Here is a 26,066-nt window from a genome sequence, read left to right as displayed (position 1 = left end):
GAAATGATATTGCTCAGCAGGTACTTATGGCCCGTCCGGCGATTATCAATCGAACGTTGCAGATATCAGTACCGCCGCGCCGCCGGAGCGGCGCGGCAATGGTTCATTCGGCGGCTGCGACCGCGGTACGGCGGCCGATGGTTGCCTGCGTCACGGCAAAAGCCAGGAAAGCACAGATGGCGATACCGCCGGCCATCGGCAGCGCGGTACCATCGGCAACCAGGCTCGAGAAGACCATGGCGACCGCCGAGATGACGAAATGCAGTGTGCCCATCAGTGACGACGCGGTGCCCGCGATCTCACCGTGATCCTCCAGCGCCAGGACGGCGCTGGTCGGAATGACGAGGCCGAGGAAGCCATATCCGGCGAACAGGAACACAGCCATGACAGGAAGCTGGTCGAGGCCGGCGGCCATGACGGCGACCATGGCGATCATCACAAGCGCGTAGGAGGTGACGGCGATGCGCATGACGCGGACAAGGCCGAATTTCTCACCGAGCCAGCCGGTTGCCTGCGACACAGCGAAGAACGACACGGCGTTGATCGAGAAGGCGAAGCTGTATTGCGTCGGCGTCAGCCCGTAATGCTCGATGAGCACGAAGGGCGAATTGGCGAGATAGACGAGGAAGCTCGAGATACCCAGGCCACCGATGAAAGTCAGCGTCATGAAGTTGCGGTCGCGGAGAAGCATGCCGTAGGCGCGCATGGCGCCAGCGATGCTGCTTTCCTTGCGATGGTGGGCAGGCCGCGTTTCCTCGAGCTGCGTTGCCAGCAGAAGGATACCGATGAAAGCCGCAATGGTGACTGCCCAGAACACGCCCCGCCAGCCGTAGAAGGCAATGACGGCACTGCCGGTCAGCGGCGCAAGGATCGGCGAGATCGAGAAAACCAGCATCAGCAGCGACATAAGCCGCGCTGCCTGGACGCCGGTATGCATGTCGCGGACGACTGCGCGCGGAATGACCATGCCGGCAGCGCCGCCGATGCCCTGGATAAAGCGGAAGGCGATCAGCGTTTCGATATTCTGCGCCAGCGCGCAGCCGACACTGGCGACGACGAAGACGCTGATACCGATATAGAGCGGCAGCTTTCTGCCCCACATGTCGGACAGCGGCCCATAGAGAAGCTGCGCCAGTGCAAACGAGATGAAGAAGGCAAGCAGGCTCAGCTGTGTCACGCTGTTGTCGGAGTGAAGGTCCGCCCCGATGGACGGCAGCGCCGGCAGATACATGTCGATGGCAAACGGGCCGATGGCCGACAGCAGGCCGAGAATGAGCGCAGTGCGAAAGAATGGAGCGTTCATGGCGGTGATCTTTCATAAAAACGCAGCGGACGAGGCGGAAATTCACACCACCGCTTTGCTTTCGAAGGGGTTCAATTGGGTGTCCGGAGCGGTCCATCGGCGCCTTGGGAGAAGCGTCAACGAATACGCATCAATATGTCAATTATTTTGGACACTGGTGTAAAATTAGACAGCATTGTCTAAAACGTCAAGACGCATTACATTTACGGATATGAAAAATTCCGCGACACCCGAAAAGCGATCCGAAGGACCGACGCAGCGCGGCCAGTTCAAGAAGCGTGCATCGATCCTGGAGGCCGCGGCCGAGGTTTTCTGCCGCGAGGGTTTCGCCGGAGCGAGCGTCGACGAGATCGCCATCGAGGCCAATGTCTCGCGACAGACCGTCTATAATCACTACTGCGAGAAGGAAACGCTATTCGTCGCCGTCGTCGAGGACGTCATGAGCCGCGCGGACCAGATGCTGTTCTCGATGCTTTCGACCTTCCCGGTCAATGCCGACAATCTGGAAGACGATCTCGTCGCCTTTTCAATTCGCATCAACAAGAACTGCTTCTGCAATCAGGACGGAAAATTCCTGCGCCGTCTGATCCAGAACGAAGGCGAGCGCTATCCGCATCTCTTTGAGACCTGGCGTCAGCAGGGACCGGGCAGGATCATTTCAGCGCTCGGGGCGCTGTTTGCGCGGCTGAGTGCCGGAGGGTCTCTGAAGATCGATGATTTCGATGTGGCAGCCCGCCAGTTTCTGGCGCTCGGCAATGCCGATCTGCAATTGATGCTTCTGTTCGGACAATTGCCGACGGAATCACAGCTCGAAAGCGCAGCACGCAATGCCGTGCGGACTTTCCTTCGTGCCTACGGCACGGAAAAGCTAGCCGAACGGCCGCAACTTGCGGCCGTCAGCGGCTAATTTCAGGCAAACACCATCATCTGCGGCGGCACCGACGCCAACATGCCTGCGCGGCGCGCGACGGCATATTTCAGCGACTGTTCGACCACCGCAGGCATGACGGGCTTGCTGACGACACCCAGCGCACCCTTGACGCCGTTTGCGACAGCCTCCGGGTTGCCGGTCATGAAAACGACCGTGATGCCATGCTCTTCGGCAAGGCGGCGGCCGATTTCCGGACCTGTCGCGCCATCGGACAGGTTGATGTCGACGAAAGCCACGTCCGCCAAGTGCGCAAGCTGCAACGCCTGCTCCTTGTTGGTCGCAAGTCCCGCGACTTCCATTCCCAAGTTTTCGACTGTCGCCTCGAGGTCGAGGGCGATCAGAAACTCGTCTTCTACAATCAATACTCTCTGGTTCATAACGTTATCCCGCAGCCATTTACGCACAACATTGATGGCCATGACGCCCTCTTCCGTTAACCCAAGCACGCGAAAGAACTTCATTCCGGACGGTTGTGAGCCTCTGGAACTTGAGCAGATAACGGTGCTGAACAGGATATGTTCCGGGCCGGAACGTATTTTTTCGAGTTTAACCCGTTGTTAACATTGATAAAATGTTAAAATTAGCTAAGCCTTTGAAATGATAGGCGGCTCAGGGTGCCGCCTGCGTGGTTATCCACAGGGCGGAATAACACTCGACAGGCCCTCAGAGCAAGAACGGATCTTCCCGGCACGCCTCGCAAGAAACCTTTTCGGATTTTCGGCGAGAGTTCGAGTGTATCCGGCTGATCGGCCGGTCGCCGGGATGACAGCCGCTTATTGGGGCAGCGCTTTCGACGAAGCAGGCAAGCAGTGAAATCGCGCTCGGCGCGACACGCCTTCCTGACAAAAACAGGTCCACCGGAGGGCAATTCCCTTTGGCGCGTTTCGTCTTGCCAAAAACAGCAAAAAGGCCCAATTCCAAAGCACTTATCTCATGATGACATGACAATGCGATGGCGGCTTCTGTGCGAAAACGCGACACCGCATAAGTTGTGTTGACAACGCCATCGGGGCAGCCAAGAGTGCGGCCCGATCAGCGCAGCCGCCCGGGGGGACTTGATGTCTGTACGCTCTTTCTTCGCCTTCGCCGCCATCGCCTTTTCTGCACTTGCGATCAGCCTGCCAGCCGGCGCCGCCGATGCGAAGCGCGATATCCAGACGATCAAGGATGCCGATTTTTTCGGCTTCGATCTGAGGACGGAGCAGAACGTCTCGCTCGACCAGTGCAAGAAGTCCTGCATCGGCGACAAGAGCTGCAAGGCCTTTACCTATAATCCAAAGGTCCAGTGGTGCTTCCTGAAATCCGACTTCAAGACGATGAACGCCTTCCCGGGCGCGATCGCCGGCCGGATCGTCGAGACGACGGCTGCCGCCATTCCGCAGGAGCCGGATCTCGGTGCTGCGCCGCGCCTCAACTTTCTCTCGGCCGACGTCATCCAGCAGGCCCGTGACTACAAGACCAACAACGAGCTGACCGAGGCCCAGGAAGGTCAGTCGGTCGATAATCTCACGGCGACCGCCCGCCTCGATCTCACGGCCAACAATCTCGCCGCCGCGCTGGAATCCTTCCATGGCGCATTGGCGCTCACCCCCAACGATGGCGACCTCTGGCTCGAAACCGCGCGCGCCGCCAATTCGCTCGGCGGCACCGACAGCCAGGTCTTCGGCCAGGCGCAGCTCGATGCGTTGAACGCATATGACCTAACCCGCACTGCCTCCAAGCGCGCCGACGCGCTGGCCGTGCTTGCGACGTCGCTGTCGAAGAATTCGAACTACCGGGCGGCACTCAACGCCTACAAGGCGAGTCTGGCGCTTGCGAGCTCCAAGGAAGTCAACGACGCCTATCTGAAGCTCAAGGCCGAGCAGGGCTTCCGCATCACCGAGCATAATGTCGATGCCGACAGCGCCAATCCCCGCGCCTGCGTCACCTTCTCGGAATCCTTGGTCAAGACGACGGATTACACGCCCTTCGTGACGCTGAACGGCCAGGCGCCGAAAGCGCTCGAAGCCAAGGACAAGCAGATCTGCGTCGAAGGTCTCGTTCATGGCGAGAACTACAAGATCGTCTTCCGCTCCGGCCTGCCGTCGTCGGTCGATGAGGTGCTGGAAGCGCCTGTCAGCCTCGACATCTACGTCAAGGACCGCAGCCAGACGGTGCGTTTCACCGGCGACAGCTTCGTGCTGCCATCCACGGCGCGCCGCGGTATTCCGCTGGTTTCTGTCAACATCCAGTCGGCGGCGCTGAAGCTCTACCGCATCGGCGATCGCGGCATTGCGCCGCTGCTGACGAATTCGCAGTTCCTGACGCAGCTCGACGGCTACAGCGCCCAGCGCATCGAGGACGAAAGCGGCGAGCTGGTCTGGCAGGGTTCGATCGACATCGCCAACGACCTCAACAAGGATGTCGTCACCAGCTTCCCCGTCGATGAGGCGCTGCCGCAGCGCAAGCCCGGCGTCTACGTGCTAATCGCCTCGCCTGCCAACGCGCCAGAGAATGAATGGGACAGCAAGGCGACGCAGTGGTTCGTCGTCTCGGATGTCGGCATCACCACCTATGCCGGCACCGACGGCCTCAACGTCTTCACCCGCTCGCTGGCTTCCGCCAAGGCGATTGCCGGCGTCGAGCTGACGCTGCTTGCCAAGAACAACGAAGTGCTCGGCACCGCCAAGACCGACGATAACGGCCGCGCCACCTTCACCGCCGGCCTGATGCGCGGTACGGCGGCGCTGACGCCTGCCGTGATCACCGCCAAGAACGGCGATTCCGACTACGTCTTCCTCGACATGACGCGCGCCGGCTTCGACCTCTCCGACCGCGGCGTCACGGGCCGCGCTTCGCCAGGCGCGATCGATATCATGACCTTTACCGAGCGCGGCATCTACCGCGCCGGCGAGACGGTGCATGCCTCCGCGCTTGCCCGCGACACAGACGGCAAGGCGATCGAGAACCTGCCGCTCACCTTCGTCTTCCTGCGCCCCGATGGTGTGGAAGACCGCCGCATCGTCAAGGAAACCAGCGATCTCGGCGGCTATACGGTCGATCTGCCGGTGCAGCAGAACGCCATGCGCGGCACCTGGACGATGAACATCTACACGGATCCGAAGGGTGCTGCGATCGGCACCAAGAGCTTCCTGGTCGATGACTTCGTGCCTGATCGCACCGACATGACGCTGAAGACCGAGGCCAAGGAAATCGGCCCGGATACGCCCGCGACGATCGAGATCGACGGCAAATACCTTTATGGCGCACCGGCCGCCGGGCTGACGCTCGAAGGCGACGTCGTGCTGAAGCCGACCCGCGAAAGCGCTGCCTTCCCCGGCTATTTCTTCGGCCTTGCCGATGAAGAAGCCTCCGAGGAAAACCGCCAGACGATCGAGGGCCTGCCGGAACTCGATGAAAACGGCAAGGCATCGACCGATCTCACCGTCGGCGACCTTCCGGCCACCACCCAGCTTCTCAACGCCACCGTCTATATCCGCATGCAGGAACAGGGTGGCCGGGCGCTGGAGCGCTCGCTGGTGATCCCGGTGAAGAACCAGGGTCCGATGATCGGCATCAAGCCGGAATTCTCCGGTGACGTCGCCGAAAATTCCACCGTCTCCTTCAATATTATCGGCATCACCGCCGAAGGCCAGAAACAGGAAGTGAAGGGCCTGCGCTGGAAATTCTACAACCTCGAGCGCGAGTACCAGTGGTACCGCGACGGCACCGCCTGGAAATACGAACCTGCCTACAATGCCCGCCAGGTCGCAGATGGCGTGATCGATGCCGGAACCGATGGCGGCAAGATTTCCGTGCCTGTCGGCTGGGGCCGCTATCGCCTCGAAGTCGAAAGCCCGGATGCCGACGGTCCGACATCGAGCTTCGAATTCGACGCCGGCTGGTTCGTCGAGACGACCTCTACGGAGACGCCAGATGGTCTCGAAATCGCTCTCGACAAGGACAGCTACAAGGTCGGCGAAACGGCCAAGCTGAAGGTCACCTCGCGCTATGGCGGCGAGCTGATGGTCACCGCGGGTACCGAGAACCTGGTGGCTGTGCAGAACGCCACGATGGGCGAGACCGGCGGTGAAGTCGATATTCCCGTCACCGCCGATTGGGGTGCGGGTGCCTATGTCACCGCCACTCTCTTCCGCCCCGGCGACAGCCAGGACAATCACATGCCGATGCGCTCCATCGGAATCAAATGGCTGAAGGTCGATCCCGAGCAGCGCGCGCTGCAGGTCAAGGTCGAGGCGCCTGACAAGATGCTGCCGCGCGGGCCGCTCAATATCAGCCTCGCAGTTGCCGGTGCCGGCGCCAACGAGGATGCCTATGTGACGGTTGCCGCCGTCGATGTCGGCATTCTCAACCTGACGCGCTATGAGGCGCCGAACCCAGAAGACTGGTATTTCGGCCAGCGCCAGCTTGGTCTCGAAATCCGCGACCTCTACGGCCGCCTGATCGACGGTTCGCTCGGCGCAACCGGCAAGCTGCGCACCGGTGGTGACGGCGGCACCGTGGCGCTCTCCGCCAGCCCGCCGACGCAGAAGCTCGTCGCCTTCTTCTCCGGCCCGGTCAAGCTCGATGCCGAGGGGAAGGCGAATGTCAGCTTCGACATTCCACAATTCAACGGCACGGCCCGCGTCATGGCGGTTGCCTGGTCGAAGGACGGTGTCGGCCATGGCGTCAAGGATGTCATCATCCGCGACCCCGTCGTTGTCACCGCCAGCCTGCCGCGCTTCCTGGCGCCGGGAGACAAGGCCGAACTGCGCCTCGACATCGCCAATACCGATGCGCCAGCAGGCGACTTCAAGGTGGCGATCACGGGCAATGACGCTGTCGGCGTCGATGCCGCCTCGGCTTCCAAGACGATCCATCTCGATGCTGGCGCCAAATCCGACCTGACGCTTGCCGTGATCGGCAAGCAGCCCGGCCAGGGTTCCGTCTCGATCAACCTCTCCGATGCCTCGGGCCTGTCGCTCGACCAGACCGTCGATGTGCCGGTTCGCCCGGCTTCGCTGCCGGTCACCGAGCGCCGCGTCATCGCGCTGAAACCGGGGGCCTCGTTGAAGATCGACAAGGAGCTGCTGGCCGACAGCGTGCTGCCCGGCGCCTCCGTCAGCGTGAACGTCACCCGCTCCGCCGCCTTCGATATCCCGGCGCTGCTGATGACCCTCGACCGTTATCCTTTCGGCTGCGCCGAGCAGACGACGAGCCGCGCCATGCCGCTGCTCTATCTCGGCGAACTCGCCAAGCAGGCAGGACTTGAAGACGACGCCGATGTGAAGAAGCGGGTGCAGGACGCGATCTACCGCGTGCTCTCCTACCAGGCATCGGCAGGCAGCTTCGGCCTCTGGGGACCTGACTCAGGCGACCTCTGGCTCGATTCCTACGTCACCGACTTCCTGACCCGCGCACGTGAAGAGAAATACGACGTGCCGGACCGCGCGCTGGTGCAGGCGCTTGAGAACCTGCAGAACGCGCTGAGCTACGACGTCGATGTCAAGACGCAGGGCGACAATATCGCCTATGCGCTCTACGTTCTCGCCCGCAACAAGAAGGCGGCGATCAGTGATCTGCGCTACTACGCAGACACGATGATCAACGACTTCCCGACACCGCTCGCCAAGGCCCATATCGCCGCGGCGCTGGCGCTCTACGGCGATGCGACACGCTCGAAGAACATCTTCGTCGATGCGCTGCAGATGACCGAAACGTCGATGGTCCAGCGCGTCAATCTTTCGCGCACCGACTATGGCTCGATCCTGCGCGATGGCGCGGCGATCCTGGCGCTGGCGGCCGAAAGCCGTCCGGTGCCGCCGGTCATTCCGGAGCTCGCCAAGGCCGTCGCCAAGGAGTTCAACCGCTCCAAGTGGACGAGCACCCAGGAACAGGCCTGGATGCTGCTGGCCGCCCGCGCCATCCAGAGCGGTGACGATGCGCTGAAGGTCGATGTCAACGGTGCCGAACATACCGGCTCCTACATGGCGTCGATGAGCGGCGATGCGCTCCTGAACAATCCGCTGACCCTGACCAGCGCCACCAGCGACACGGTCTCCGCGGTGGTGACGACTGTTGCCGCCCCGGTGACGCCGCTGCCTGCCGGCGGCGACGGCTTTGCGATAGAGCGCAGCTACTACACGCTCGATGGCGAGGAGGCGAATGTCAGCGAAGCCAAGCAGAACGAGCGCTATGTCGTCGTGCTGCATGTGACCGAAAGCAATAACTGGCCGTCGCGCATCGTCGTCACCGACCTGCTGCCGGCCGGTTTCCAGATCGACAATCCGAGCCTGGTCGATAGCGCCCAGCTGACGAATTTCGACTGGATCGGCGAACAGACGGCCGCCCATACCGAGTTCCGCGACGACCGCTTCGTGGCGGCTTTCAACCGCTCGGAAGGCGACAATCGCGAGATCAACGTCGCCTATGTCGTGCGCGCCGTGACCCCGGGCACCTACGACCATCCGGCTGCCGTCGTCGAGGACATGTACCGTCCGCAGCTCTCGGCCCGCACCGCGACCGGCAAGATGGAGGTTGTCGCAGCACAGTAATGCGGCTCTGGCACAGGCTCACCATTGCATCGGCCGCCGGCGTGATCTTCGCCGGCGCGCTGGCGCTTGGCCTCGATGCGCTCGACAAGGCCTACCCGCCGCCGCTCGATACTGCCGGGCAGGTCTCCGCCGAAGTGCTGGATGCCGACGGCCAGCTGCTGCGCGCCTTCGCAACGCCTGAGGGCCGCTGGCGGTTGAAGACGGATGTCTCCGACGTCGATCCGCAATTCCTGCGCATGCTGGTCGCCTATGAGGACCGGCGCTTCTACGACCATCGCGGCATCGATGCGCTGGCGATCGGCCGGGCAGCGCTGCAGCTCGCCACCAGCGGCCGAATTGTCTCCGGCGCCTCGACGCTGTCGATGCAGGTGGCGCGGCTGATCGAGCCGCGGAGCGGCCGCTCGCTGTCGGCCAAGCTGCTGCAGGTGGTGCGCGCGATCCAGATCGAACGGCGGCTATCGAAGGAGCAGATCCTCAATCTCTACCTGACCCATGCCCCCTATGGCGGCAATCTGGAAGGGGTTAGGGCCGCGAGCCTTGCCTATTTCGGCAAGGAGCCGAAGCGGCTGACGGTGGCACAGGCCGCTCTCCTCGTCGCCTTGCCGCAGCTTCCAGAAAAGCGGCGCCCCGACCGCAATCTCGCCGCCGCGGAAGCCGCGCGCAAGCGGGTGCTGGAGCGTGTCGCAGTTGCCGACGCCGTCGGTGATGGCGAAGCCGGGCGTGCCGAGGCGACGCTGGTGCCAGCGCGGCGCATGCAGCTGCCGGCGCTTGCAGCGCATGTTGCCGAAGCGGCGCTGCGCAAGGCGCCCAAAGAGCGCGAGCACAAGACGACGCTGAAGAAGCAGGTCCAGGCAGGACTGGAACTGACCGCCAGGAATGCCGCGATGCGGCTCGGCCCGAAGCTGTCGATTGCCATGGTGATGGCGGATGCCCGCTCCGGCGAGATCGTCGGTGAGGTCGGCTCGGCCGATTATTTCGATGCCAGCCGCTCCGGCTGGATCGACATGACCCGCATCAGCCGCTCGCCGGGTTCGACGCTGAAGCCCTTCATCTATGGTCTCGCCTTCGAGCAGGGGCTCATCGCCCAGGAAACCATCATCGAGGACCGTCCGGCGGATTTCTTCGGTTACCGGCCGCGCAATTTCGACATGAGCTATCAGGGCGACGTGACGATCCGCGAGGCGCTGCAGCTGTCACTGAACGTCCCGGCCGTAAAGCTTCTCGATGCCGTGAACCCGACGCGGCTGATGGTGCGCTTCCGCCGCGCCGAGGTTCAGCCGAGCCTGCCGCCGAACGAGACGCCGGGCCTGGCAATTGGCCTCGGCGGCGTCGGCATCACGCTGAAGGATCTGGTGCAGCTCTATACCGCGCTCACCAACAACGGTCAGCCGGTCAGGATCGGCGATGGCGTGACCGGCATACCCGGCAAGATTGACGGTGAGCCGCTGCTGGAACCGGTCGCCGTCTGGAACATCACTGATATCCTCTCCGGCGTCATCCCGCCTGCCGGCGCGCCGCAGCGCGGCATTGCCTACAAGACCGGCACGAGTTACGGCTACCGTGACGCCTGGTCGGTTGGCTATGATGGCCGCTACGTCCTCGGCGTCTGGGTCGGCCGTCCCGACAACGGCGCGGTTCCCGGGCTGACCGGATACGGCACCGCAGCGCCGATCCTCTTCGAAGGTTTCGCCAAGTCCGGCATCGCCACGACGCCGCTGCCCCGTCCGCCCTCCGGCGCGATCCGCATCGCCAAACAGGACCTGCCAGTCAGCCAGCGTCGTTTTGCGCTGAATGCCAGCGGCCTTCTGGTCAACTCCTCACGCGAATCCGCGCCGCAGATCGTCTATCCGCCCGAGGGCGCGCATGTGGATCTCGGCGCCAAGAACGGCGATCTCTCGCCGCTCGTGCTGAAACTGCAGGGCGGCCGGGCGCCGTTCCGATGGCTGGCAAACGGCAAGCCGCTGCCGGATCTCTCGCGCCGCCGCACCAACCAGTGGCTGCCGGACGGCGGCGGCTATTCGAAGCTGACCGTCATCGACGCCATGGGCCGTGCGGCCAGCGTCGGCGTCTTCATCGACTGATGTCCCGATTTTTCGGCGGCGCTGTCGGAATCTGCGCCGCCTCAGCGTCCTTGGATCAGAACAGCACGAGGAGAGAGCAATGCGAGACCTGATCCTGACCATGGCCATGTCGCTCGACGGCTTCGTCTGCGGTCCCGAAGGCGAAATCGACTGGATCTTCAACGGCGACCAGGAGGCGATTGCCTGGAAGGTTGAGACGGTCGCGGATGCCGGCCTGCACATCATGGGCAGCCGCAGCTTCAGGAGTATGGCCGGATTCTGGCCGACCGCGGCAGGGCCATTCGCCGCGCCGATGAACGAGATACCGAAGGCCGTCTTTTCGAAGTCGGGAGCGGCCGTCCTGGAGGCTGCCGAGACCGGCAACTGGCCGGACGCCTATGTGGCGAGCGGTGATCTCAGCGAGGAGATCGCCAAACTCAAGGCCACCGACGGAGACCCCATCGTTGCCCATGGCGGCGCCAGCTTCGCACGGAGTCTCATCGCCGCCGATCTGGTCGATCAATACCGGCTGATGGTCTACCCGTTGGCGCTCGGCCGCGGCCTGCCGATCTTCTCCGGCGTCACGTCGCTCCGCCGCCTTGAACTGGTCAGCTCAAAGAGCTTTCCAAAGGGGACACAGGCGCAGATTTTCCGCCGCGCATGACCATGACTGCGCGAGCCTGACAATAGGCGGAAAGAGACTGCTCCGCCGCCTGCCGCAAGAGTGAAATGGCGGGAACAAAAGCCCGCCGCCGCCGTTCCGGATCGTTATCCTTCCGAACAAAGGCGGCTCATGACGCTTCCCACATCCACCTACCGGCTCCAGTTTCGCAACGGCATGACCTTCGACCATGCGGCCGAACTCGTGCCCTATCTCAAGGCGCTCGGCATCAGCCATCTCTATGCCTCGCCGATCTTCACGGCGGTCTCCGGCTCGACCCATGGCTATGACGTCACCGATGCCAACGAGATCGACCCCGCGATCGGCGGCCGCCAAGGGTTCGAGCGGCTCTGCGCCGAACTCAAGTCAGCCGGTCTCGGGCTGATCCTCGATATCGTGCCGAACCACATGGCAGCCTCGACCGAAAATGCCTGGTGGCGGGATGTCCTGCGGTATGGAAAACAGAGCCGCTATGCCGGCTATTTCGACATCGACTGGTCCGAACCGCTGACGCTCCCCATCCTCGGTAAGCCCTTCGAGGAAGCGCTGGCCGACGGCGAACTCAAGGTAGTTCGAGACCCGGAGACCGGCGAGCAGACCCTTGCCTATTTCGAGACGCATCTGCCGTTGCATCCCGATAGTGCCGAAACCGGCGACATCGGCCGACTCCACGCGGCGCAGCACTGGCGGCTCACGCACTGGAAGACGGCCGCATCTCATCTGAGCTACCGCCGCTTCTTCGAGGTCACCGGCCTCGCCGGCCTGCGCGTCGAGGACGAGGCCGTCTTCGAGGACAGCCATCGCGTCATCCTCGATCTTGTCCGGTCGGGCAAAGTGCAAGGCTTGCGCCTCGATCATATCGACGGCCTTGCCGACCCCAAGGCCTATCTGGACCGGCTGCGCAAGGCCGCCGGACCGGAGACCTATATCATCGTCGAAAAGATCCTCGGCCATGGCGAGAGCCTGCCTGCGGATTGGCCGATCTCGGGGACGACGGGCTATGAGTTCATTTCCGCTCTTGCCGATCTCTTCATCGACCCCAGGGGAACGGCCGAGTTGCAGAAGGCGTATACGACCATCGCACCGGCCAACGCGGATTTTCAAGCGGGGTTGAGAGCCGCCAAGATGCTGATGGTGGAGCGGAATTTTGCCGGCGAGGTGAACCGCCTAGGCAAGCTCGCGACCGCCGCGCTCCCCGATACACCGGAAGCGGATATCAGGAACGCCATTCGCGAGCTTCTGATCGCCTTTCCTGTCTATAGGAGCTACGGCCAAGGCGGTGCGATGGACGCACGCGAGGCCACGGTGCTGGAGGAGATAAGAGGATCGGCCGCCAGGCATGTCAAAGACCGCAGGGCGCTCGACGGCGTCTGCGCATTGCTGACCAACGGCCGCGCGGAAGAATTCCAGCGGCGCTTCCAGCAGTTGAGCGGTCCCATCATGGCAAAGGCGATGGAGGACACGCTGTTCTACCGCCACAACCGGCTTCTCGCCGCAAACGAAGTCGGCGGCGAGCCGGACGCGATGCCCGAAGGCGTCGAGGCTTTTCACCGCTTCATGCAAAAGCGTGCGGAAGAACAGCCACATGGTCTTTCGGCAACCTCGACACACGACACGAAACGCGGTGAAGACGCCCGCGCCAGACTTTATGCCCTCAGCGAGGAGCCGGACCTCTGGCGCCGCAGCGTCGAGCGCTGGCGCGAGATGAACCGCGAACACCTCACCGAACTGCCGGGCGGCCTGACGCCGGAGGGCAATGTCGAATGGATGCTCTATCAGGCGCTGGCCGGCATCTGGCCTGAAGATTTCAGCGAGGGCCGGGCGGAAGCTTTGACGGAGCGATTTGCCGCCTACGCCGAGAAAGCGATCCGCGAGGCGAAGCTCGGTACCAGCTGGGACGAGCCGCATGCGGGATACGAAGCCGCGGTGAATGCTTACGCATCAGCGCTCACAGCCTCATCGAACCTCACCTTCCATGAGGACTTTGCCGAAACGCTGCGGCCCCTCCTTTCCGCCGGCTATCTCAACAGCCTGTCGCAGACGCTGATCAAGCTGACCGCTCCCGGCATCCCCGATATTTATCAGGGCGCGGAAGGCTTCGATTTCAGCCTCGTCGATCCCGACAACCGCCGCCCGGTCAATTTCAAGGCACTCCGCAAGTCGCTTTCGGCGCATGGCGAAATCGACGAGCTGACGGCACCGGTGCTGAAACAGCGGATTATCGAGATCGGCCTGCACCTGCGCCGCCGCCAGCCACAGCTGTTTGCCGCTGGCCGGTATCTGCCGCTCAGCATCACGGGAAGCCGAAAAGACCACGCCGTTGCCTGCGCCCGGCAGCTCGACGGCGACTATGCGATTACGGTCGTACCACGCCTGATGCTCGGCTGGCTGGATCCCGGTGTGTTGTTTTCAGGGCCGGAGTTCTGGGCCGATACCGCAATCGAGATCCCGCCAAGTCTGCAGGGCATCAAATGCGATCTTCTTACCGGACATCATCTCGATCCCGGACCACGGCTGCCGCTCGCCAGTATTCTTGGCGTCCAGCCAGTCGCCCTGATCGAGCCTGATTGACGATTTTCAAGCGGGACGAAACTTCTCGCTTGACCTTCCAGTTGCTGGAAGGTTCATAAGCCTATCCACTGCCCTTGCGGGCAAAGGAGAATCTTATGGATAATCACGACCATTCCCATCATCACGGCCACGGAGCGCAGGGCTGCTGCTCCGGCCATAGCCACGGCGCACCGGCCGAGGCGCCCGTCACGCGCGATCCCGTCTGCGGAATGACGGTCGATCCGGATGCCGGCAAGCAGAGCCTCGTCCATGAAGGCCGAACCTACCATTTCTGCTGCGACGGTTGCCGCAAGAAGTTCGAAGCAGCGCCCCAGGATTATCTCCTCGCCAAGGATCCGGTCTGCGGCATGTCCGTCGATCGCTCAACGGCGAAGCATTTTTTGAAGCACGAGGGCGACAAGCTCTATTTCTGCTCGGCAGGCTGCAAGGCGAAGTTCGAGGCAAGCCCGGGCGATTATCTCGATGGTAATCGCCCAGAGGCAAAGCCGATGCCGAAGGGCACGCAATATACCTGCCCGATGCATCCGGAAATCGTCGCCGATCATCCCGGCGACTGCTCGAAATGCGGCATGGCGCTGGAGCCGATGGGCATCCCACCGGCAGACGAAGGCCCGAACCCGGAGCTCGTCGATTTCACCCGCCGCTTCTGGGTTAGCGCTGCGCTGGCCGTTCCGCTGCTGGCACTGACCATGGGGCCGATGATCGGTCTGCCGCTGCGCGAGATGATAGGCGAGGCGCGTGCCGTCTGGCTCGAACTGGCGCTGGCGACACCCGTTGTGCTCTGGGCCGCCATCCCCTTCTTCCGCCGCGCCTGGGCGTCCCTGGTCAACCGCAGCCCGAACATGTGGACGCTGATCGGCCTCGGCGTCGGCACCGCCTATCTCTACAGCATCGTCGCGACATTTGCGCCGGGCCTCTTCCCGATGAGCATCCGCGGCCACGTCGATACGGTGCCTGTCTATTTCGAGGCAGCGGCCGTTATCGTCACGCTCGTCTTCGTCGGCCAGCTTCTGGAGCTGAAGGCGCGCGAGCGCACCGGTTCGGCAATCCGCGCCTTGCTCGATCTTGCCCCTAAAACCGCGCGGCGGATTACCACCGATTGCAGCGAGATCGATATCGAAGTCGATGACATCGCCAAGGGCGACCGCCTGCGGGTCCGCCCCGGCGAGCGCGTGCCGGTGGATGGGCAGGTCAGCGAAGGACAATCGACCGTCGATGAATCGATGATCACGGGCGAGCCGCTTCCGGTCGAAAAGACAAAGGGCGACACGGTTACCGGCGGCACGATGAACCGTAACGGCAGCTTCATCATGACCGCCGAGCGCGTTGGCTCCGAGACGACGCTGTCGCAGATCGTCGACATGGTCGCCAAGGCGCAGCGCTCCCGCGCGCCGATCCAGGGCGCTGTGGACCGCGTCTCTGCCGTCTTCGTTCCCGCCGTCGTTGCCGTGGCGATCCTTGCCTTCGGCGCCTGGATGATGTTCGGTCCCGAACCACGGCTTGCCCATGCACTGATCGCGGCCGTCGCCGTGCTGATCATCGCCTGTCCCTGCGCTCTCGGCCTGGCAACGCCGATGTCGATAATGATCGCCACCGGCCGCGGCGCTCAGGAAGGCGTATTGATCAAGGATGCCGAAGCGCTGGAGTGCTTCTCCAAGGTCGATACGCTGATCGTCGACAAAACCGGCACCTTGACCGAAGGCAAGCCACGCCTGACCGACACGGTTGCCCTTGAGGGCATCGACGAAAGCCGGCTGCTTGCCGTGGCGGCAAGCCTCGAACGCGGCTCCGAGCATCCCCTCGCCGAAGCGATCGTTGCCGGTGCTGAGGAACACAGCATTGCGCTATCCGAGGTCACATCGTTCGATGCCATCACCGGCAAGGGTGTCACCGGCCTTGTCGATGGCGCTAAAATCGCGCTCGGCAATGCCGCGATGATGGGGGATCTCGGCATCGATACCGCGGCGCTCGACGAACAGATCAGTGATTTGCGCGACGACGGCAAGACGGTGATGTTCGTCACCATCGACGGCAGCCTCGCCGGCTTCGTCGCAGTGGCCGACCGGCTCAAGCCGACAACGGCAGCGGCCATCCGGGCGCTGCATGACAGCGGTCTGCGGATCATCATGGCGACCGGCGACAACGAGCGGACAGCAAAGGCCGTTGCCAAACAGCTCGGCATCGACGAGGTGCGTGCCGATGTGTTGCCCGAGGGCAAGAAGGCGCTGATTGACGAGTTGCATGCTAAGGGCGCAGTCGTCGCCATGGCGGGCGACGGCGTCAATGATGCGCCGGCGCTCGCCGCAGCCGATGTCGGCATCGCCATGGGCACCGGCGCCGATGTGGCGATGGAAAGTGCGGGCATCACGCTGGTGAAGGGCGATCTTACCGGAATTGTCCGCGCCCGCCGTCTGGCAGAGGCAACGATGCGCAACATTCGCCAAAACCTCGGCTTCGCCTTCGGCTACAATGCGCTCGGCGTTCCCGTTGCGGCGGGCATCCTCTACCCGGTGCCCGGGCTGCTGCTCTCGCCGATGATCGCGGCGGCGGCGATGAGCCTCTCGTCTGTCTCGGTCATCGCCAACGCGCTCAGGCTGCGCGTCCAGAAACTCTAGGAGGCTGCCATGAATATCGGCGAGGCATCGGACCGGTCCGGTCTTCCGGCAAAGACGATCCGCTATTACGAGGATATCGGCCTGGTCCGGCCTGAAAGGGGCGGAAACGGCTATCGTGACTACGACCTGTCCGATGTCCACAAGCTGCGCTTTCTGCAGCGTTCCCGCGGCCTCGGTTTCTCGGTCGAGGAATGCCGCCAGCTTCTGGCGCTTTACGAAGACAAGAGCCGCGCCAGTGCCGACGTCAAGGACATTGCCCAGACCAAGCTGACCGAGATCGACCAGAAAATCCGCGAGATGATGGAGCTGCGCCGCACCCTGGAGCACCTCGTCCACGCCTGCCACGGCAACGACCGGCCTGATTGCCCTATTTTGGATGGGCTTTCGGATGGGAAGGCGGTTTAGCCTCGGCCTCAGCGCCGGTAGACCTCTCGGCGATTGCCGATCCGGACGATCAGGATCTCCACGATCCCATCCTCGATATGCGCGATGATGCGGTAATCGCCGACACGATATTTCCAGAAATTTCCGAGCTCGGATCCCTTCAGCGCTTCACCGATCGAACGCGGATCATCGAGCTTCGCCAGCCTGCCGTGAAGAAAGACAAGAATTCGCTTGGCGGCATCCGCGCCGAGTTTGGAAAGCTCGCGTTCTGCCGAGCGCTCGAGCCTAATCTTCCAGACCATAGGCCTTCATCAGATCTTCGAGCGCGACGCTGTCGCTCCGCCCACTGCGAACATCTTCCAATCGCTTCTCGGCGAGATAGATATCTTCCAGATCGTCCAAGTATTCGAGAATGGCCTCCCGCGCGTAGAAGCTCTTGCTTCTGCCGGTACGCTTGGCAAGTTCATCAAGCCGGGCTTCAACATCCGGCGGCAATCTCAGGGCGAGCATCGGGTTCTCCTTGCTATACATGTATAGCAAATCCCGCGTGGCGCGGCAATCTAACGAAAAATCTCAAGGCCTCGAAAATTTTCGGGAATAAATCCCGGCCAGCATCCGTATACTCAATCATGGAACGGAAAGAACGCCCATTCGATGTTATCGGACAGCTCGCAGCGCTCAGGCGCTACGCGCGTGCTCTGGTGCGCAACTCGGATGACGCGGAAGATCTGGTGCAGGATGCCCTGCTGCGGGCCTACGAGAAGCGTCAGAGCTTCCGCGGCGGCGGCAATCTTCGCACCTGGCTGCTTTCCATCGTCCACAACGCTCACATCGATCGTGTTCGCCAGAACCGGTCGCTCACACGCAGGCATGACGAAGCGGCCCTCGAGGCGGACCAGTCGCTGCCGGCGGGACAGGAACATGCCGTGCGCCTGCAACAGGTTCGCGACGCGTTCTTCAACCTGCCGGAAGAACAGCGGGAGGCGCTGCATCTCGTTGCCATCGAAGACCTTTCCTATCAGGAAGCGGCCGCATCGCTCGGTATTCCTGTGGGAACGCTGATGTCGCGCATTTCGCGAGCCCGCGCCCAGCTTCGTGAATTCGAGGAGAAGACACCGCGCGTTTCGCACCTGCGCCTAATCGGAGGGAACGGCAATGAAAGCAGTTGATCCGATCATCGACACCGATCTCGACGCCTATGTGGATGGCGAGCTCGATGTGGCGCGCCGCATCCAGGTGGAATCCTACCTTTCGGAGAACCCGGATATCGCTGCGAAGGTGATGGCCGATCTCAGCATCAAGGGCGAACTGCGTCTGGCGCTGGCCGGCGAGAATGCCTTCGGCCGGATCGAAACCCGGGATGCCGCACGGCGGCTGGAGCGTGGCCTGTCCTATGGCCGCATCCTGCACACCGTCCAGCGGATCGCTGCCGTCACCGTGCTCGTTGCTGCCGGCTGGGTCGCTCATACGACCTTCGGTGCCTTCACGGCGACTGAAGTGGCAGCCTCGACGCCGGCTCCGGCCTATGTCGAAGACGCCGTTCGCGCTTATCAGACGGCGCAGCTGCGCCAGACCGTGCCGTCACAGACTGCGGCACCACATTACAACGCCGACGACATTCGTGCGGCGACTGCAATTACCATGCCCGAACTGCCGAAGGACTGGAAGGTCTCTGATGTTCAGATCTTCCCGTCTGCATTCGGCCCGAGCGTGGAGATGGCTATCCAGGAAGCGAACGGCAAACAGCTCTCGTTGTTTGCCGTTAGGCCGGGGGCGTTTGCCGTGCAACCGGTTGGCCATCTCGCGCTCGACAATACCGAAGCTGCCTACTGGCAAATCGGCGAAGTGGCCTATGCCCTCGTTGCCGGTGATGGTGGCCTCAATCTCGACAGGGCAGCCGAAGGCCTAGCCCGCTCGCTCTACTAGTTCAACCCGAGGAGATCGCAATGAACCAGATCAATCCGCGTTACGGCTACGGCTCTGCCGCCGGCTCGCAGGCGCTCTTCGACGAGGGACTGCGCCAGCATATGCTGCGCGTCTACAATTACATGGGTGTCGGCCTCGTCATTACCGGCATCGTCGCCTTCATCGTCGGCTCGACGCCGGCGCTCTACGTGCCGATCTTCCAGTCGCCGCTGAAGTGGGTCGTCATGCTCGCTCCGCTGGCCTTCGTCTTCTTCTTCTCGTTCAAGATCCAGACGATGTCGGCCAGTGCTGCACAGATGATGTTCTGGGCGTTCTGCGCCGTCATGGGCCTGTCGCTGGCCTCGGTGTTCCTGGTGTTCACCGGCACGAGCATCGCCCGTACGTTCTTCATCGCCGCAACGATGTTCGGCGCGACCAGCCTCTACGGCTACGTCACCAAGCGTGATCTGGCGAAGGTCGGCTCGTTCCTGATGATGGGCCTGATCGGCGTCGTCATCGCCAGCATCGTCAACATCTTCCTTGGCTCGTCTGCGCTGCAGTTCGCCATCTCGGTCATCGGTATCGTCGTCTTCGTCGGCCTGACCGCCTGGGACACGCAGAACATCAAGGAACAGTTTTCGGAGAACCACGATCAGGAATCGAACCAGAAGCTTGCCGTCTTCGGCGCTCTGTCTCTCTACCTGAATTTCGTCAACATCTTCCAGCTGCTGCTCAACTTCACGGGCGAGCGGGAATAGGACTGCGCTTCTGGGGGCAATGGAAGCGCTAGAGCGTCCGGCCCGCAATCTGTGACAGGATGGCGGGCCGGACGTTCACCCTTAGAGAAAAGGCCGGGGCGAAAGCTCCGGCCTTTTTTTGCGTATTGCTTAGAGGATGCCCCAGGCACGGTAGCGGCCACGGCCGGTCATCTCGCGGATGCCGATCTCGTTGAGCAGATTGAGCGCACCGCGGCTCGTAACCTTCAGCTGCTTGGCGACCATCGCCGAAGAGACCATCGGCCGCGACAGCACGAAATCGGCAAGCTGCGGCAGGCTGCTATTGGAGCGCCGGTCCCTGAAGCGCAGCTCCATCTGGGTGCGCGCCAGCGTCAGACGATCCATCTCCTTGAGGCCGGTCGCGGCGCTCTCGCTCATCGCTTCTAGGAAGGCCAAAAGCCGGGTCAGCCTGTCGCGCGAGCGGCGGCGCTCGTGGCGCACCGTCTTCAGTCCGCCGTAGAAAGAGAAGAGATGCGAGGCGACCTTGCCCCGCGCACGCAGATGGCTGGAGACCAGCAATCCGCCAAGCCAGTTCTGCCGCCGGAGCGGCTCGATCCTTTCCCAAGCCTCGAAAAGAACGGCGGCGGCGAGTACCGGAGGCAGATCGCCGGCAAGCGGCAGGACTGCACGCCAATCCGCAAGCCGCAGCCCCTCGTCCCACTCGTCGTCGCCGAAAAGCCCGAGCGGATCGTCGCTGCGCTTTTCCTTCGGCCGTTCTTCCGGCTCGGCCTCCTTGCCGATATGGGCATCGAGCAATTTCTGAGAGCGGGCGAGAACCGCATCGATCTCGGCAAGCTCGGCGGCGAGAAGCTCGTCGGGATCGTCTGCCTCCTCCTCGACGGGGCGCAGGCTCTTGATCTCCGGCGCCGTCCCTTCGTTCAGCCCGGCTCCGGCAAGCGCGTTCAATCCTGCGGCGCTCAGCGCCCAGGTGGGGTCCGCAGTCCAGATCCGCCGCCTTGCGCGAAGAACCGCATGCGCGATCGTCAGTTCGTGGCTCGGCGTGCGGCTGTCCATATGGGCGTCGTGCAGAACGAGGTCCTCGATATGAACGAGCTCTCCAGCGACCCAGAGCGCGCCTGCGGCATCGAAAAAATGGCCACGCTCGGTAAAGCCTTCGCCGACAGGCGAGCGCGCGGCGCGCTCATCGAGACGCGCCAGCATATCCTCGGCCTGCACCACTGCTGGCAGCAGGCTTTTCAGCAGGGCGTTGTCGATCTCATAGCGCATGTCATTTTCCGGAAGCCATCTTGGCGTTTACTTCCGCTATTTGGCGTATGATTCGCAATAAGCAGGCGGTCGATTCTCAGGAAGCCGGGCTGAAACGGGCCACGAGCGCATGCCGGTCGCCGGGATAAGTGAAGCGCACATGGGTGACCGGCCCGGCATTGCTCCAGGTTCGGCGCTCGATGACGAGGCAGGCCGTGCCGCGGGCGATATCCAGCGCGCCTGCAGCAGCATTGCCCGCAGACAACGCGTGGATCTTGTGCTCAGCCGTCGTCCACGGCACCTGCTTCAGAAGCCAGGCCCCAGGCGCAACGTCGCCGAAATCCGCAGTCGCGGCATCGGGCACGGTTTCGAGATTGATCAGACGCTCCTCCAGGCAAAAGGGGCGCGGCCCGGCAAAGTGAACGCAGGCGAGCTCCAGAAGCGGCGTACCGGCTGCCAGATCCGGCAACCGCCCGTCTCCCGCCTTTGCCTTCCGGCTTGCCTTCGACACGACGCGATACCTGTAGGGCAGGTTCAGCGATTGAACCTCGGCCTTTATATCGTGGATCTCAAGAACGGCCGATTGCGCCTGCGGCTGGGTGACGAAGCTGCCGGATTTCTTCCGCCGCTCGATCAGCCCGGCCTTGGCAAGCTGCGTCATCACCTTGTTCACGGTCATCCGCGAGCAGCCATACTGCTGGGCAAGATCGACCTCGAAAGGAATGCGATGCCCCGGTGGCCACTCGCCGGAGACAATACGGCCCTCGATCTCGCTCAAGATGCTTTGATGCAGTGTCGCATCCTTGCTGCCGTTCATCTCTGGCTCCGGTTGGCGTCCTCCCCGCTCTAGAGCTTATACGGAAGGAAGGGAAGGCTCATGCATCCAGCAGCTCGCGCATCGCGGCAAGGAAGCGGCGATTGATGGCCTCCCGCTTCTTATGGCGGCCACCTTCGACCTGCTTGCGTCCGAGCGACCAGACACTGTCTATCCCGACGCCACCGGCAAAGATCCAGTGATCCAGCAGCTGATCGCCTGAGAGATAGGGGATGGCGGTGCAATCGAGCGAGATGATGTCAGCATCCCTTCCTTCGCCAAGCCCGGCGGCGGCAGACAGTGCCGCATTGCCGCCCTTGAGGGCATTGTCGAACAGGGCGCGCGCCGTCGAACCGCCGGGCGCGGCGATGACGTTGCGGGCGCGCCGATGCAGGCGCTCGGAATATTCGAGCTGGCGCAGCTCGCCGGACAGCGAAATCAGCACGTTGGAATCGGACCCGACGCCGTAACGCCCGCCCTCTTCCAGAAACAGCGGAGCGGCAAACGTACCATCGCCGAGATTGGCCTCGGTGATCGGGCAAAGGCCGGCAATCGCGCCGCTTCTCGCCATGCCGCGCGTCTCGTCATTCGTCATGTGGGTCGCATGAATCAGGCACCAGCGGCCGTCGACCGGGGCGTTGGCAAGCAGCCACTCGACCGGCCGCGCGCCGGACCAGGCGATGCAGTCCTCGACCTCCTTGACCTGCTCGGCGATGTGGATGTGAACAGGGCCGTTGCCTGCCAGCGGCAGAACCGCATTCAGCTCGTTCGGCGTTGCAGCCCGGAGACTATGCGGCGCGATACCGAGTTTGGCGCCCTCGATCCCGCCCGTTATCGCCGTGCAGCGCTCCATCAGGCTACCGAAGCTCTCCACAGAGTTGATGAAGCGGCGCTGCCCCTCGATCGGTGCCGCGCCGCCGAAACCGGAATGGGCATAGAAGACAGGCAGAAGCGTCAGACCGATACCGGTATCGGTACTGGCGCTGGCAATGCGCCCGGCAAGCTCGGCAATATCGCCATAGGGGCGGCCGTCCTTGTCGTGGTGCAGGTAGTGAAACTCGCCGACGCGGGAGAAGCCCGCCTCCAACATTTCCATATAGAGCTGCGCAGCAACGGCTTCGACATGGTCCGGCGTCATCGACAGCGCAAACTTGTACATCACTGTGCGCCAGCTCCAGAAGCTGTCATCGGTGGGGCCGCGGACTTCGGCGAGGCCCGCCATGGCACGCTGAAACGCGTGGCTGTGAAGGTTGGGCATCGCCGGGACCAGCACCGAATGCCGCTCATCGCCTGCGGCGGCCGCGACACCGGTCTCGATCTTGGCAATACGGCTGCCCTCGATCGTCAACCGCACATCGCTCTGCCACCCCTGCGGCAGCAGCGCGCTTTTTGCATGAAGTGTCGTCATCGGCTTCTCCCTTCAGGACGTCCCATCTTTCTTTTCCATGGAAGCGCCCAAAATTCCACTTGTCACCTGATTATTATGTATATACATGTTTCGACATAAGGAAAGGCGTAAAGCTGATGACAGGGGATAATCTTTTCACCGGAACGGACCGTCCAAGCCTCTGGCGCAACGCCAGACTGGCGACGCTCGATCCTGCGCAGCCGGGTCTGGGCATCATCGAAAAAGGTGCTGTCGTGACCGAAGGCGGCCGGATCACCTACGTCGGCCCGGAAGGCGAGTTGCCGGTCGCGATGATCGAGCGCGCCGAGATCAGCGATCTGGAAGGACGCTGGGTCACGCCCGGTCTTGTCGATTGCCACACGCACATCGTTTATGGCGGCAACCGCGCCCGCGAGTTCGAGATGCGCCTCGAAGGCGCGACCTACGAAGAGATTGCCCGGGCCGGCGGCGGTATCGTTTCCTCGGTCAAGGCGACCAATGCGCTGTCGGTCGACGGCCTCGTTCAGGCCTCGATACGTCGGCTCGATACGCTGCTTTCGGAAGGCGTCACGACCATCGAGATCAAGTCCGGCTACGGACTGACCATCGACGGTGAGCTGAAGATGCTGGAAGCCGCCCGCGCGCTCGGCAATATCAGACCTGTTCGGGTCAAGACCAGCTATCTCGGCGCCCACGCGACACCCGCGCATTACAAGGGCCGCAACGGCGACTATATCAACGATGTCGTGCTGCCGGCGCTCGATGAAGCACACAAGCGCGGTCTTGCCGATGCTGTCGATGGCTTCTGTGAAGGCATCGCTTTTTCGATCGACGAAATCTCCCGCGTCTTCGATCGCGCCAAGGCGCTCGACCTGCCGGTCAAGCTGCATGCCGAGCAGCTGTCGAACCTCGGTGGCGCCAAGCTCGCCGCCGGTTACGGCGCACTGTCCGCCGATCATCTGGAATATCTCGATGACGAAGGCATTGCGGCCATGGCTGCAGCTGGAACCGTTGCCGTGCTGCTGCCCGGCGCCTTCTACGCCATCAACGAAAAGCAGAAGCCGCCGGTCAAGGCGTTGCGCGCCGCAGGTGTGCCGATTGCCATCGCGACCGACTGCAATCCCGGCACCTCGCCGCTGACCTCGCTGCTGCTGACGATGAACATGTCGGCAACGCTTTTCGGCCTCACCGTCGAGGAATGCATCGCCGGCGCCACCCGTGAGGGTGCGCGCGCTCTTGGCCTTCTCGACGAGACCGGAACGCTGGAAACCGGCAAATCCGCCGATATGGCAATCTGGGATATCGAGAGCCCCGCCGAGCTCGTCTACCGCATCGGCTTCAACCCACTTCATGCACGCATCTACAAGGGCGAAAGGATCGGCCGTTGACCATCACCCTCCATCCAGGCTCCGTTTCTCTGAGACAGTTGGAAACCATCTACTGGACCGGCGAACCGGCCAGGCTCGATACGTCCTTCGACGCCGGGATCAACAAGGCAGCCGCGCGCATCGCCGAGATCGCCGCCGGTAACGCCCCGGTTTACGGTATCAATACCGGCTTCGGCAAACTGGCCTCGATCAAGATCGATGCTGCCGATGTTGCAACGCTGCAGCGCAATCTCATCCTGTCGCATTGCTGCGGCATCGGCGCGCCGCTTCCCGAGAATGTCGTGCGGCTGATCATGTCGCTGAAGCTCGTCTCGCTCGGCCGCGGCGCATCCGGCGTTCACCTTGAACTCGTACGGCTGATAGAAGGCATGCTCAAAAAGGGCGTGATCCCGGTCATCCCGGAAAAGGGCTCCGTCGGCGCATCCGGCGACCTTGCACCGCTCGCCCATATGGCAGCCGTGATGATGGGCGAAGCCGAAGCTTTCTTCGCAGGCGAACGCCTCTCCGGCGCTGCGGCATTGCAAAAGGCCGGGCTGAAGCCTGTCGTGCTCGCCGCCAAGGAAGGCCTGGCGCTGATCAACGGCACACAGACCTCGACGGCGCTGGCGCTGGCCGGATTGTTCCGTGCCCACCGCGCCGCCCAGGCAGCGCTGATCACCGGCGCGATGTCGACGGATGCCGCGATGGGCTCCTCCGCGCCCTTCCATCCCGACATTCATACGCTTCGCGGTCACAAGGGCCAGATCGATACGGCAGCGGCGCTACGCGCGCTGCTCGACAACTCTATCATCCGCCAGAGCCATATCGAGGGCGACGAGCGCGTGCAGGACCCCTATTGCATCCGTTGCCAGCCGCAGGTTGACGGCGCCTGCCTCGATCTTCTCCGTTCGGTTGCCCGCACGCTTGAGATCGAATCCAACGCGGTGACTGACAACCCGCTGGTACTCTCCGACAACTCCGTCGTCTCGGGCGGCAATTTCCATGCCGAACCGGTCGCCTTCGCGGCCGATCAGATCGCCATCGCCGTCTGCGAAATCGGCGCGATCGCCCAGCGCCGCATTGCGCTGCTTGTCGATCCCGCCCTCTCCTATGGCCTCCCGGCTTTCCTCGCCAAGAAGCCCGGCCTGAATTCCGGCCTGATGATCGCTGAAGTCACTTCGGCGGCATTGATGAGCGAGAACAAGCAGATGTCGCACCCGGCTTCGGTCGACTCGACGCCGACCTCGGCAAACCAGGAAGACCATGTTTCCATGGCCTGCCATGGCGCACGCCGCCTGCTGCAGATGACCGAAAACCTCTTCGGCATCATCGGCATCGAAGCGCTGACGGCAGCACAGGGCGTCGAATTCCGCGCGCCGCTGGCCACCAGCCCCGAGCTACTGAAGGCGATCGGCGCGATCCGCACCGTGGTCCCGACGCTCGAAATCGACCGCTACATGGCCAATGACCTCGAGGCTGCCAGCAGCCTCATCGCCACCGGGGCGCTCAACGCGTCCGTATCCGCCAACATCCTTCCTTCCCTGGAGATCTGA

Annotated in this window: 19 protein-coding genes; 12 read left to right on the top strand and 7 right to left on the bottom strand. The window is 62.9% G+C overall.

All coding sequences use genetic code 11. The annotated features are described in order from the left end of the window. Positions 1-103: 103 nt before the first annotated feature. On the bottom strand, positions 104-1,303 hold the full coding sequence (locus tag AC1DIJ_RS03515) for a multidrug effflux MFS transporter (RefSeq protein WP_112388923.1): 1,200 nt from the start codon (positions 1,301-1,303) through the stop codon (positions 104-106). Positions 1,304-1,478: 175 nt separating this feature from the next. Here AC1DIJ_RS03515 and AC1DIJ_RS03510 point away from each other — a divergent pair, with 175 nt between their 5' ends. Then, on the top strand, positions 1,479-2,210 hold the full coding sequence (locus AC1DIJ_RS03510) for a TetR/AcrR family transcriptional regulator (RefSeq protein WP_112388922.1): 732 nt from the start codon (positions 1,479-1,481) through the stop codon (positions 2,208-2,210). Between the two features lie 2 nt (positions 2,211-2,212). On the opposite strand, the gene AC1DIJ_RS03505 is transcribed toward AC1DIJ_RS03510, so the two are convergent. Further along, positions 2,213-2,653: a response regulator gene (locus tag AC1DIJ_RS03505; protein WP_112388921.1), complete on the bottom strand. Its 441-nt coding sequence runs from the start codon at positions 2,651-2,653 to the stop codon at positions 2,213-2,215. A gap of 639 nt (positions 2,654-3,292) precedes the next feature. Between AC1DIJ_RS03505 and AC1DIJ_RS03500 the strand changes: the two genes are divergently transcribed. The 6 genes from AC1DIJ_RS03500 to cueR all read left to right on the top strand — a co-directional run bounded on the left by AC1DIJ_RS03500 (position 3,293) and on the right by cueR (position 17,079). Further along, entirely contained in the window at positions 3,293-8,767 is a 5,475-nt protein-coding gene (locus AC1DIJ_RS03500) for an alpha-2-macroglobulin family protein (RefSeq protein WP_112538737.1), read from the top strand. Continuing rightward, the gene (gene pbpC, locus AC1DIJ_RS03495) at positions 8,767-10,848 is read left to right on the top strand and encodes a penicillin-binding protein 1C (RefSeq protein ID WP_112388919.1); all 2,082 of its coding nucleotides are present in this window, start codon (positions 8,767-8,769) and stop codon (positions 10,846-10,848) included. The genes AC1DIJ_RS03500 and pbpC overlap by 1 nt, the downstream gene beginning before the upstream one ends. 79 nt (positions 10,849-10,927) lie before the next feature. After that, on the top strand, positions 10,928-11,491 hold the full coding sequence (locus AC1DIJ_RS03490; RefSeq protein ID WP_112388918.1) for a dihydrofolate reductase family protein: 564 nt from the start codon (positions 10,928-10,930) through the stop codon (positions 11,489-11,491). Positions 11,492-11,620: 129 nt separating this feature from the next. Beyond that, complete coding sequence (gene treY / locus AC1DIJ_RS03485; RefSeq protein WP_112389059.1) at positions 11,621-14,059, top strand: malto-oligosyltrehalose synthase; 2,439 nt, start codon at positions 11,621-11,623, stop codon at positions 14,057-14,059. 95 nt (positions 14,060-14,154) lie between these two features. Then, on the top strand, positions 14,155-16,674 hold the full coding sequence (locus AC1DIJ_RS03480; protein ID WP_112444367.1) for a heavy metal translocating P-type ATPase: 2,520 nt from the start codon (positions 14,155-14,157) through the stop codon (positions 16,672-16,674). A 9-nt stretch (positions 16,675-16,683) separates the two neighbouring features. Beyond that, the gene (gene cueR / locus AC1DIJ_RS03475; protein WP_112388916.1) at positions 16,684-17,079 is read left to right on the top strand and encodes a Cu(I)-responsive transcriptional regulator; all 396 of its coding nucleotides are present in this window, start codon (positions 16,684-16,686) and stop codon (positions 17,077-17,079) included. Between the two features lie 8 nt (positions 17,080-17,087). Here cueR and AC1DIJ_RS03470 read toward each other — a convergent pair whose 3' ends face one another. Both AC1DIJ_RS03470 and relB read right to left on the bottom strand, forming a co-directional pair. Then, positions 17,088-17,360: a type II toxin-antitoxin system RelE family toxin gene (locus AC1DIJ_RS03470; RefSeq protein WP_112388915.1), complete on the bottom strand. Its 273-nt coding sequence runs from the start codon at positions 17,358-17,360 to the stop codon at positions 17,088-17,090. Beyond that, positions 17,344-17,568: a type II toxin-antitoxin system RelB family antitoxin gene (relB, locus tag AC1DIJ_RS03465; protein ID WP_112388914.1), complete on the bottom strand. Its 225-nt coding sequence runs from the start codon at positions 17,566-17,568 to the stop codon at positions 17,344-17,346. The genes AC1DIJ_RS03470 and relB overlap by 17 nt, the downstream gene beginning before the upstream one ends. Positions 17,569-17,687: 119 nt before the next feature. Here relB and AC1DIJ_RS03460 point away from each other — a divergent pair, with 119 nt between their 5' ends. From AC1DIJ_RS03460 to AC1DIJ_RS03450, 3 genes are read left to right on the top strand one after another with little or no spacing between them, the layout of a single operon-like run. After that, positions 17,688-18,227 (top strand): sigma-70 family RNA polymerase sigma factor, encoded by a 540-nt coding sequence (locus AC1DIJ_RS03460; protein ID WP_112388913.1) that lies wholly within the window; start codon positions 17,688-17,690, stop codon positions 18,225-18,227. Continuing rightward, entirely contained in the window at positions 18,214-18,984 is a 771-nt protein-coding gene (locus AC1DIJ_RS03455) for an anti-sigma factor family protein (protein ID WP_112388912.1), read from the top strand. Before AC1DIJ_RS03460 ends, AC1DIJ_RS03455 begins: the two co-directional genes overlap by 14 nt. Before the next feature lie 20 nt (positions 18,985-19,004). Then, a complete protein-coding gene (locus AC1DIJ_RS03450) occupies positions 19,005-19,721 on the top strand; it encodes a Bax inhibitor-1/YccA family protein (RefSeq protein WP_112388911.1) in 717 nt (238 codons plus the stop codon). A gap of 129 nt (positions 19,722-19,850) precedes the next feature. Here AC1DIJ_RS03450 and AC1DIJ_RS03445 read toward each other — a convergent pair whose 3' ends face one another. The 3 genes from AC1DIJ_RS03445 to AC1DIJ_RS03435 all read right to left on the bottom strand — a co-directional run bounded on the left by AC1DIJ_RS03445 (position 19,851) and on the right by AC1DIJ_RS03435 (position 23,167). Then, complete coding sequence (locus AC1DIJ_RS03445; protein ID WP_112388910.1) at positions 19,851-20,966, bottom strand: RHE_PE00001 family protein; 1,116 nt, start codon at positions 20,964-20,966, stop codon at positions 19,851-19,853. 76 nt (positions 20,967-21,042) lie between these two features. Continuing rightward, positions 21,043-21,762, bottom strand: a complete 720-nt coding sequence (hutC, locus tag AC1DIJ_RS03440) for a histidine utilization repressor (RefSeq protein WP_112388909.1) — start codon at positions 21,760-21,762, stop codon at positions 21,043-21,045. A 58-nt stretch (positions 21,763-21,820) separates the two neighbouring features. Then, on the bottom strand, positions 21,821-23,167 hold the full coding sequence (locus tag AC1DIJ_RS03435; protein ID WP_112388908.1) for a formimidoylglutamate deiminase: 1,347 nt from the start codon (positions 23,165-23,167) through the stop codon (positions 21,821-21,823). 116 nt (positions 23,168-23,283) lie between these two features. Here AC1DIJ_RS03435 and hutI point away from each other — a divergent pair, with 116 nt between their 5' ends. Next, positions 23,284-24,534: an imidazolonepropionase gene (gene hutI / locus AC1DIJ_RS03430; protein ID WP_112388907.1), complete on the top strand. Its 1,251-nt coding sequence runs from the start codon at positions 23,284-23,286 to the stop codon at positions 24,532-24,534. Next, positions 24,531-26,066: a histidine ammonia-lyase gene (gene hutH / locus AC1DIJ_RS03425; RefSeq protein WP_112388906.1), complete on the top strand. Its 1,536-nt coding sequence runs from the start codon at positions 24,531-24,533 to the stop codon at positions 26,064-26,066. Before hutI ends, hutH begins: the two co-directional genes overlap by 4 nt.

It is taken from the genome of Rhizobium sp. 10N427, from assembly GCF_056394605.1.
Note: the sequence above shows the minus strand (reverse complement) of the source record. Positions and strands in the feature narration are given on the sequence as shown.

Excerpts from the sequence above, each read along its gene's own strand:
- AC1DIJ_RS03515 (WP_112388923.1), bottom strand. The coding sequence starts at position 1,303 with ATGAACGCTCCATTCTTTCGCACTGCGCTCATTCTCGGCCTGCTGTCG.
- AC1DIJ_RS03505 (WP_112388921.1), bottom strand. The coding sequence starts at position 2,653 with ATGGCCATCAATGTTGTGCGTAAATGGCTGCGGGATAACGTTATGAAC.
- AC1DIJ_RS03500 (WP_112538737.1), top strand. The coding sequence starts at position 3,293 with ATGTCTGTACGCTCTTTCTTCGCCTTCGCCGCCATCGCCTTTTCTGCA.
- pbpC (WP_112388919.1), top strand. The coding sequence starts at position 8,767 with ATGCGGCTCTGGCACAGGCTCACCATTGCATCGGCCGCCGGCGTGATC.
- AC1DIJ_RS03490 (WP_112388918.1), top strand. The coding sequence starts at position 10,928 with ATGCGAGACCTGATCCTGACCATGGCCATGTCGCTCGACGGCTTCGTC.
- treY (WP_112389059.1), top strand. The coding sequence starts at position 11,621 with ATGACGCTTCCCACATCCACCTACCGGCTCCAGTTTCGCAACGGCATG.
- AC1DIJ_RS03480 (WP_112444367.1), top strand. The coding sequence starts at position 14,155 with ATGGATAATCACGACCATTCCCATCATCACGGCCACGGAGCGCAGGGC.
- cueR (WP_112388916.1), top strand. The coding sequence starts at position 16,684 with ATGAATATCGGCGAGGCATCGGACCGGTCCGGTCTTCCGGCAAAGACG.
- AC1DIJ_RS03470 (WP_112388915.1), bottom strand. The coding sequence starts at position 17,360 with ATGGTCTGGAAGATTAGGCTCGAGCGCTCGGCAGAACGCGAGCTTTCC.
- relB (WP_112388914.1), bottom strand. The coding sequence starts at position 17,568 with ATGCTCGCCCTGAGATTGCCGCCGGATGTTGAAGCCCGGCTTGATGAA.
- AC1DIJ_RS03460 (WP_112388913.1), top strand. The coding sequence starts at position 17,688 with ATGGAACGGAAAGAACGCCCATTCGATGTTATCGGACAGCTCGCAGCG.
- AC1DIJ_RS03455 (WP_112388912.1), top strand. The coding sequence starts at position 18,214 with ATGAAAGCAGTTGATCCGATCATCGACACCGATCTCGACGCCTATGTG.
- AC1DIJ_RS03450 (WP_112388911.1), top strand. The coding sequence starts at position 19,005 with ATGAACCAGATCAATCCGCGTTACGGCTACGGCTCTGCCGCCGGCTCG.
- AC1DIJ_RS03445 (WP_112388910.1), bottom strand. The coding sequence starts at position 20,966 with ATGCGCTATGAGATCGACAACGCCCTGCTGAAAAGCCTGCTGCCAGCA.
- hutC (WP_112388909.1), bottom strand. The coding sequence starts at position 21,762 with ATGAACGGCAGCAAGGATGCGACACTGCATCAAAGCATCTTGAGCGAG.
- AC1DIJ_RS03435 (WP_112388908.1), bottom strand. The coding sequence starts at position 23,167 with ATGACGACACTTCATGCAAAAAGCGCGCTGCTGCCGCAGGGGTGGCAG.
- hutI (WP_112388907.1), top strand. The coding sequence starts at position 23,284 with ATGACAGGGGATAATCTTTTCACCGGAACGGACCGTCCAAGCCTCTGG.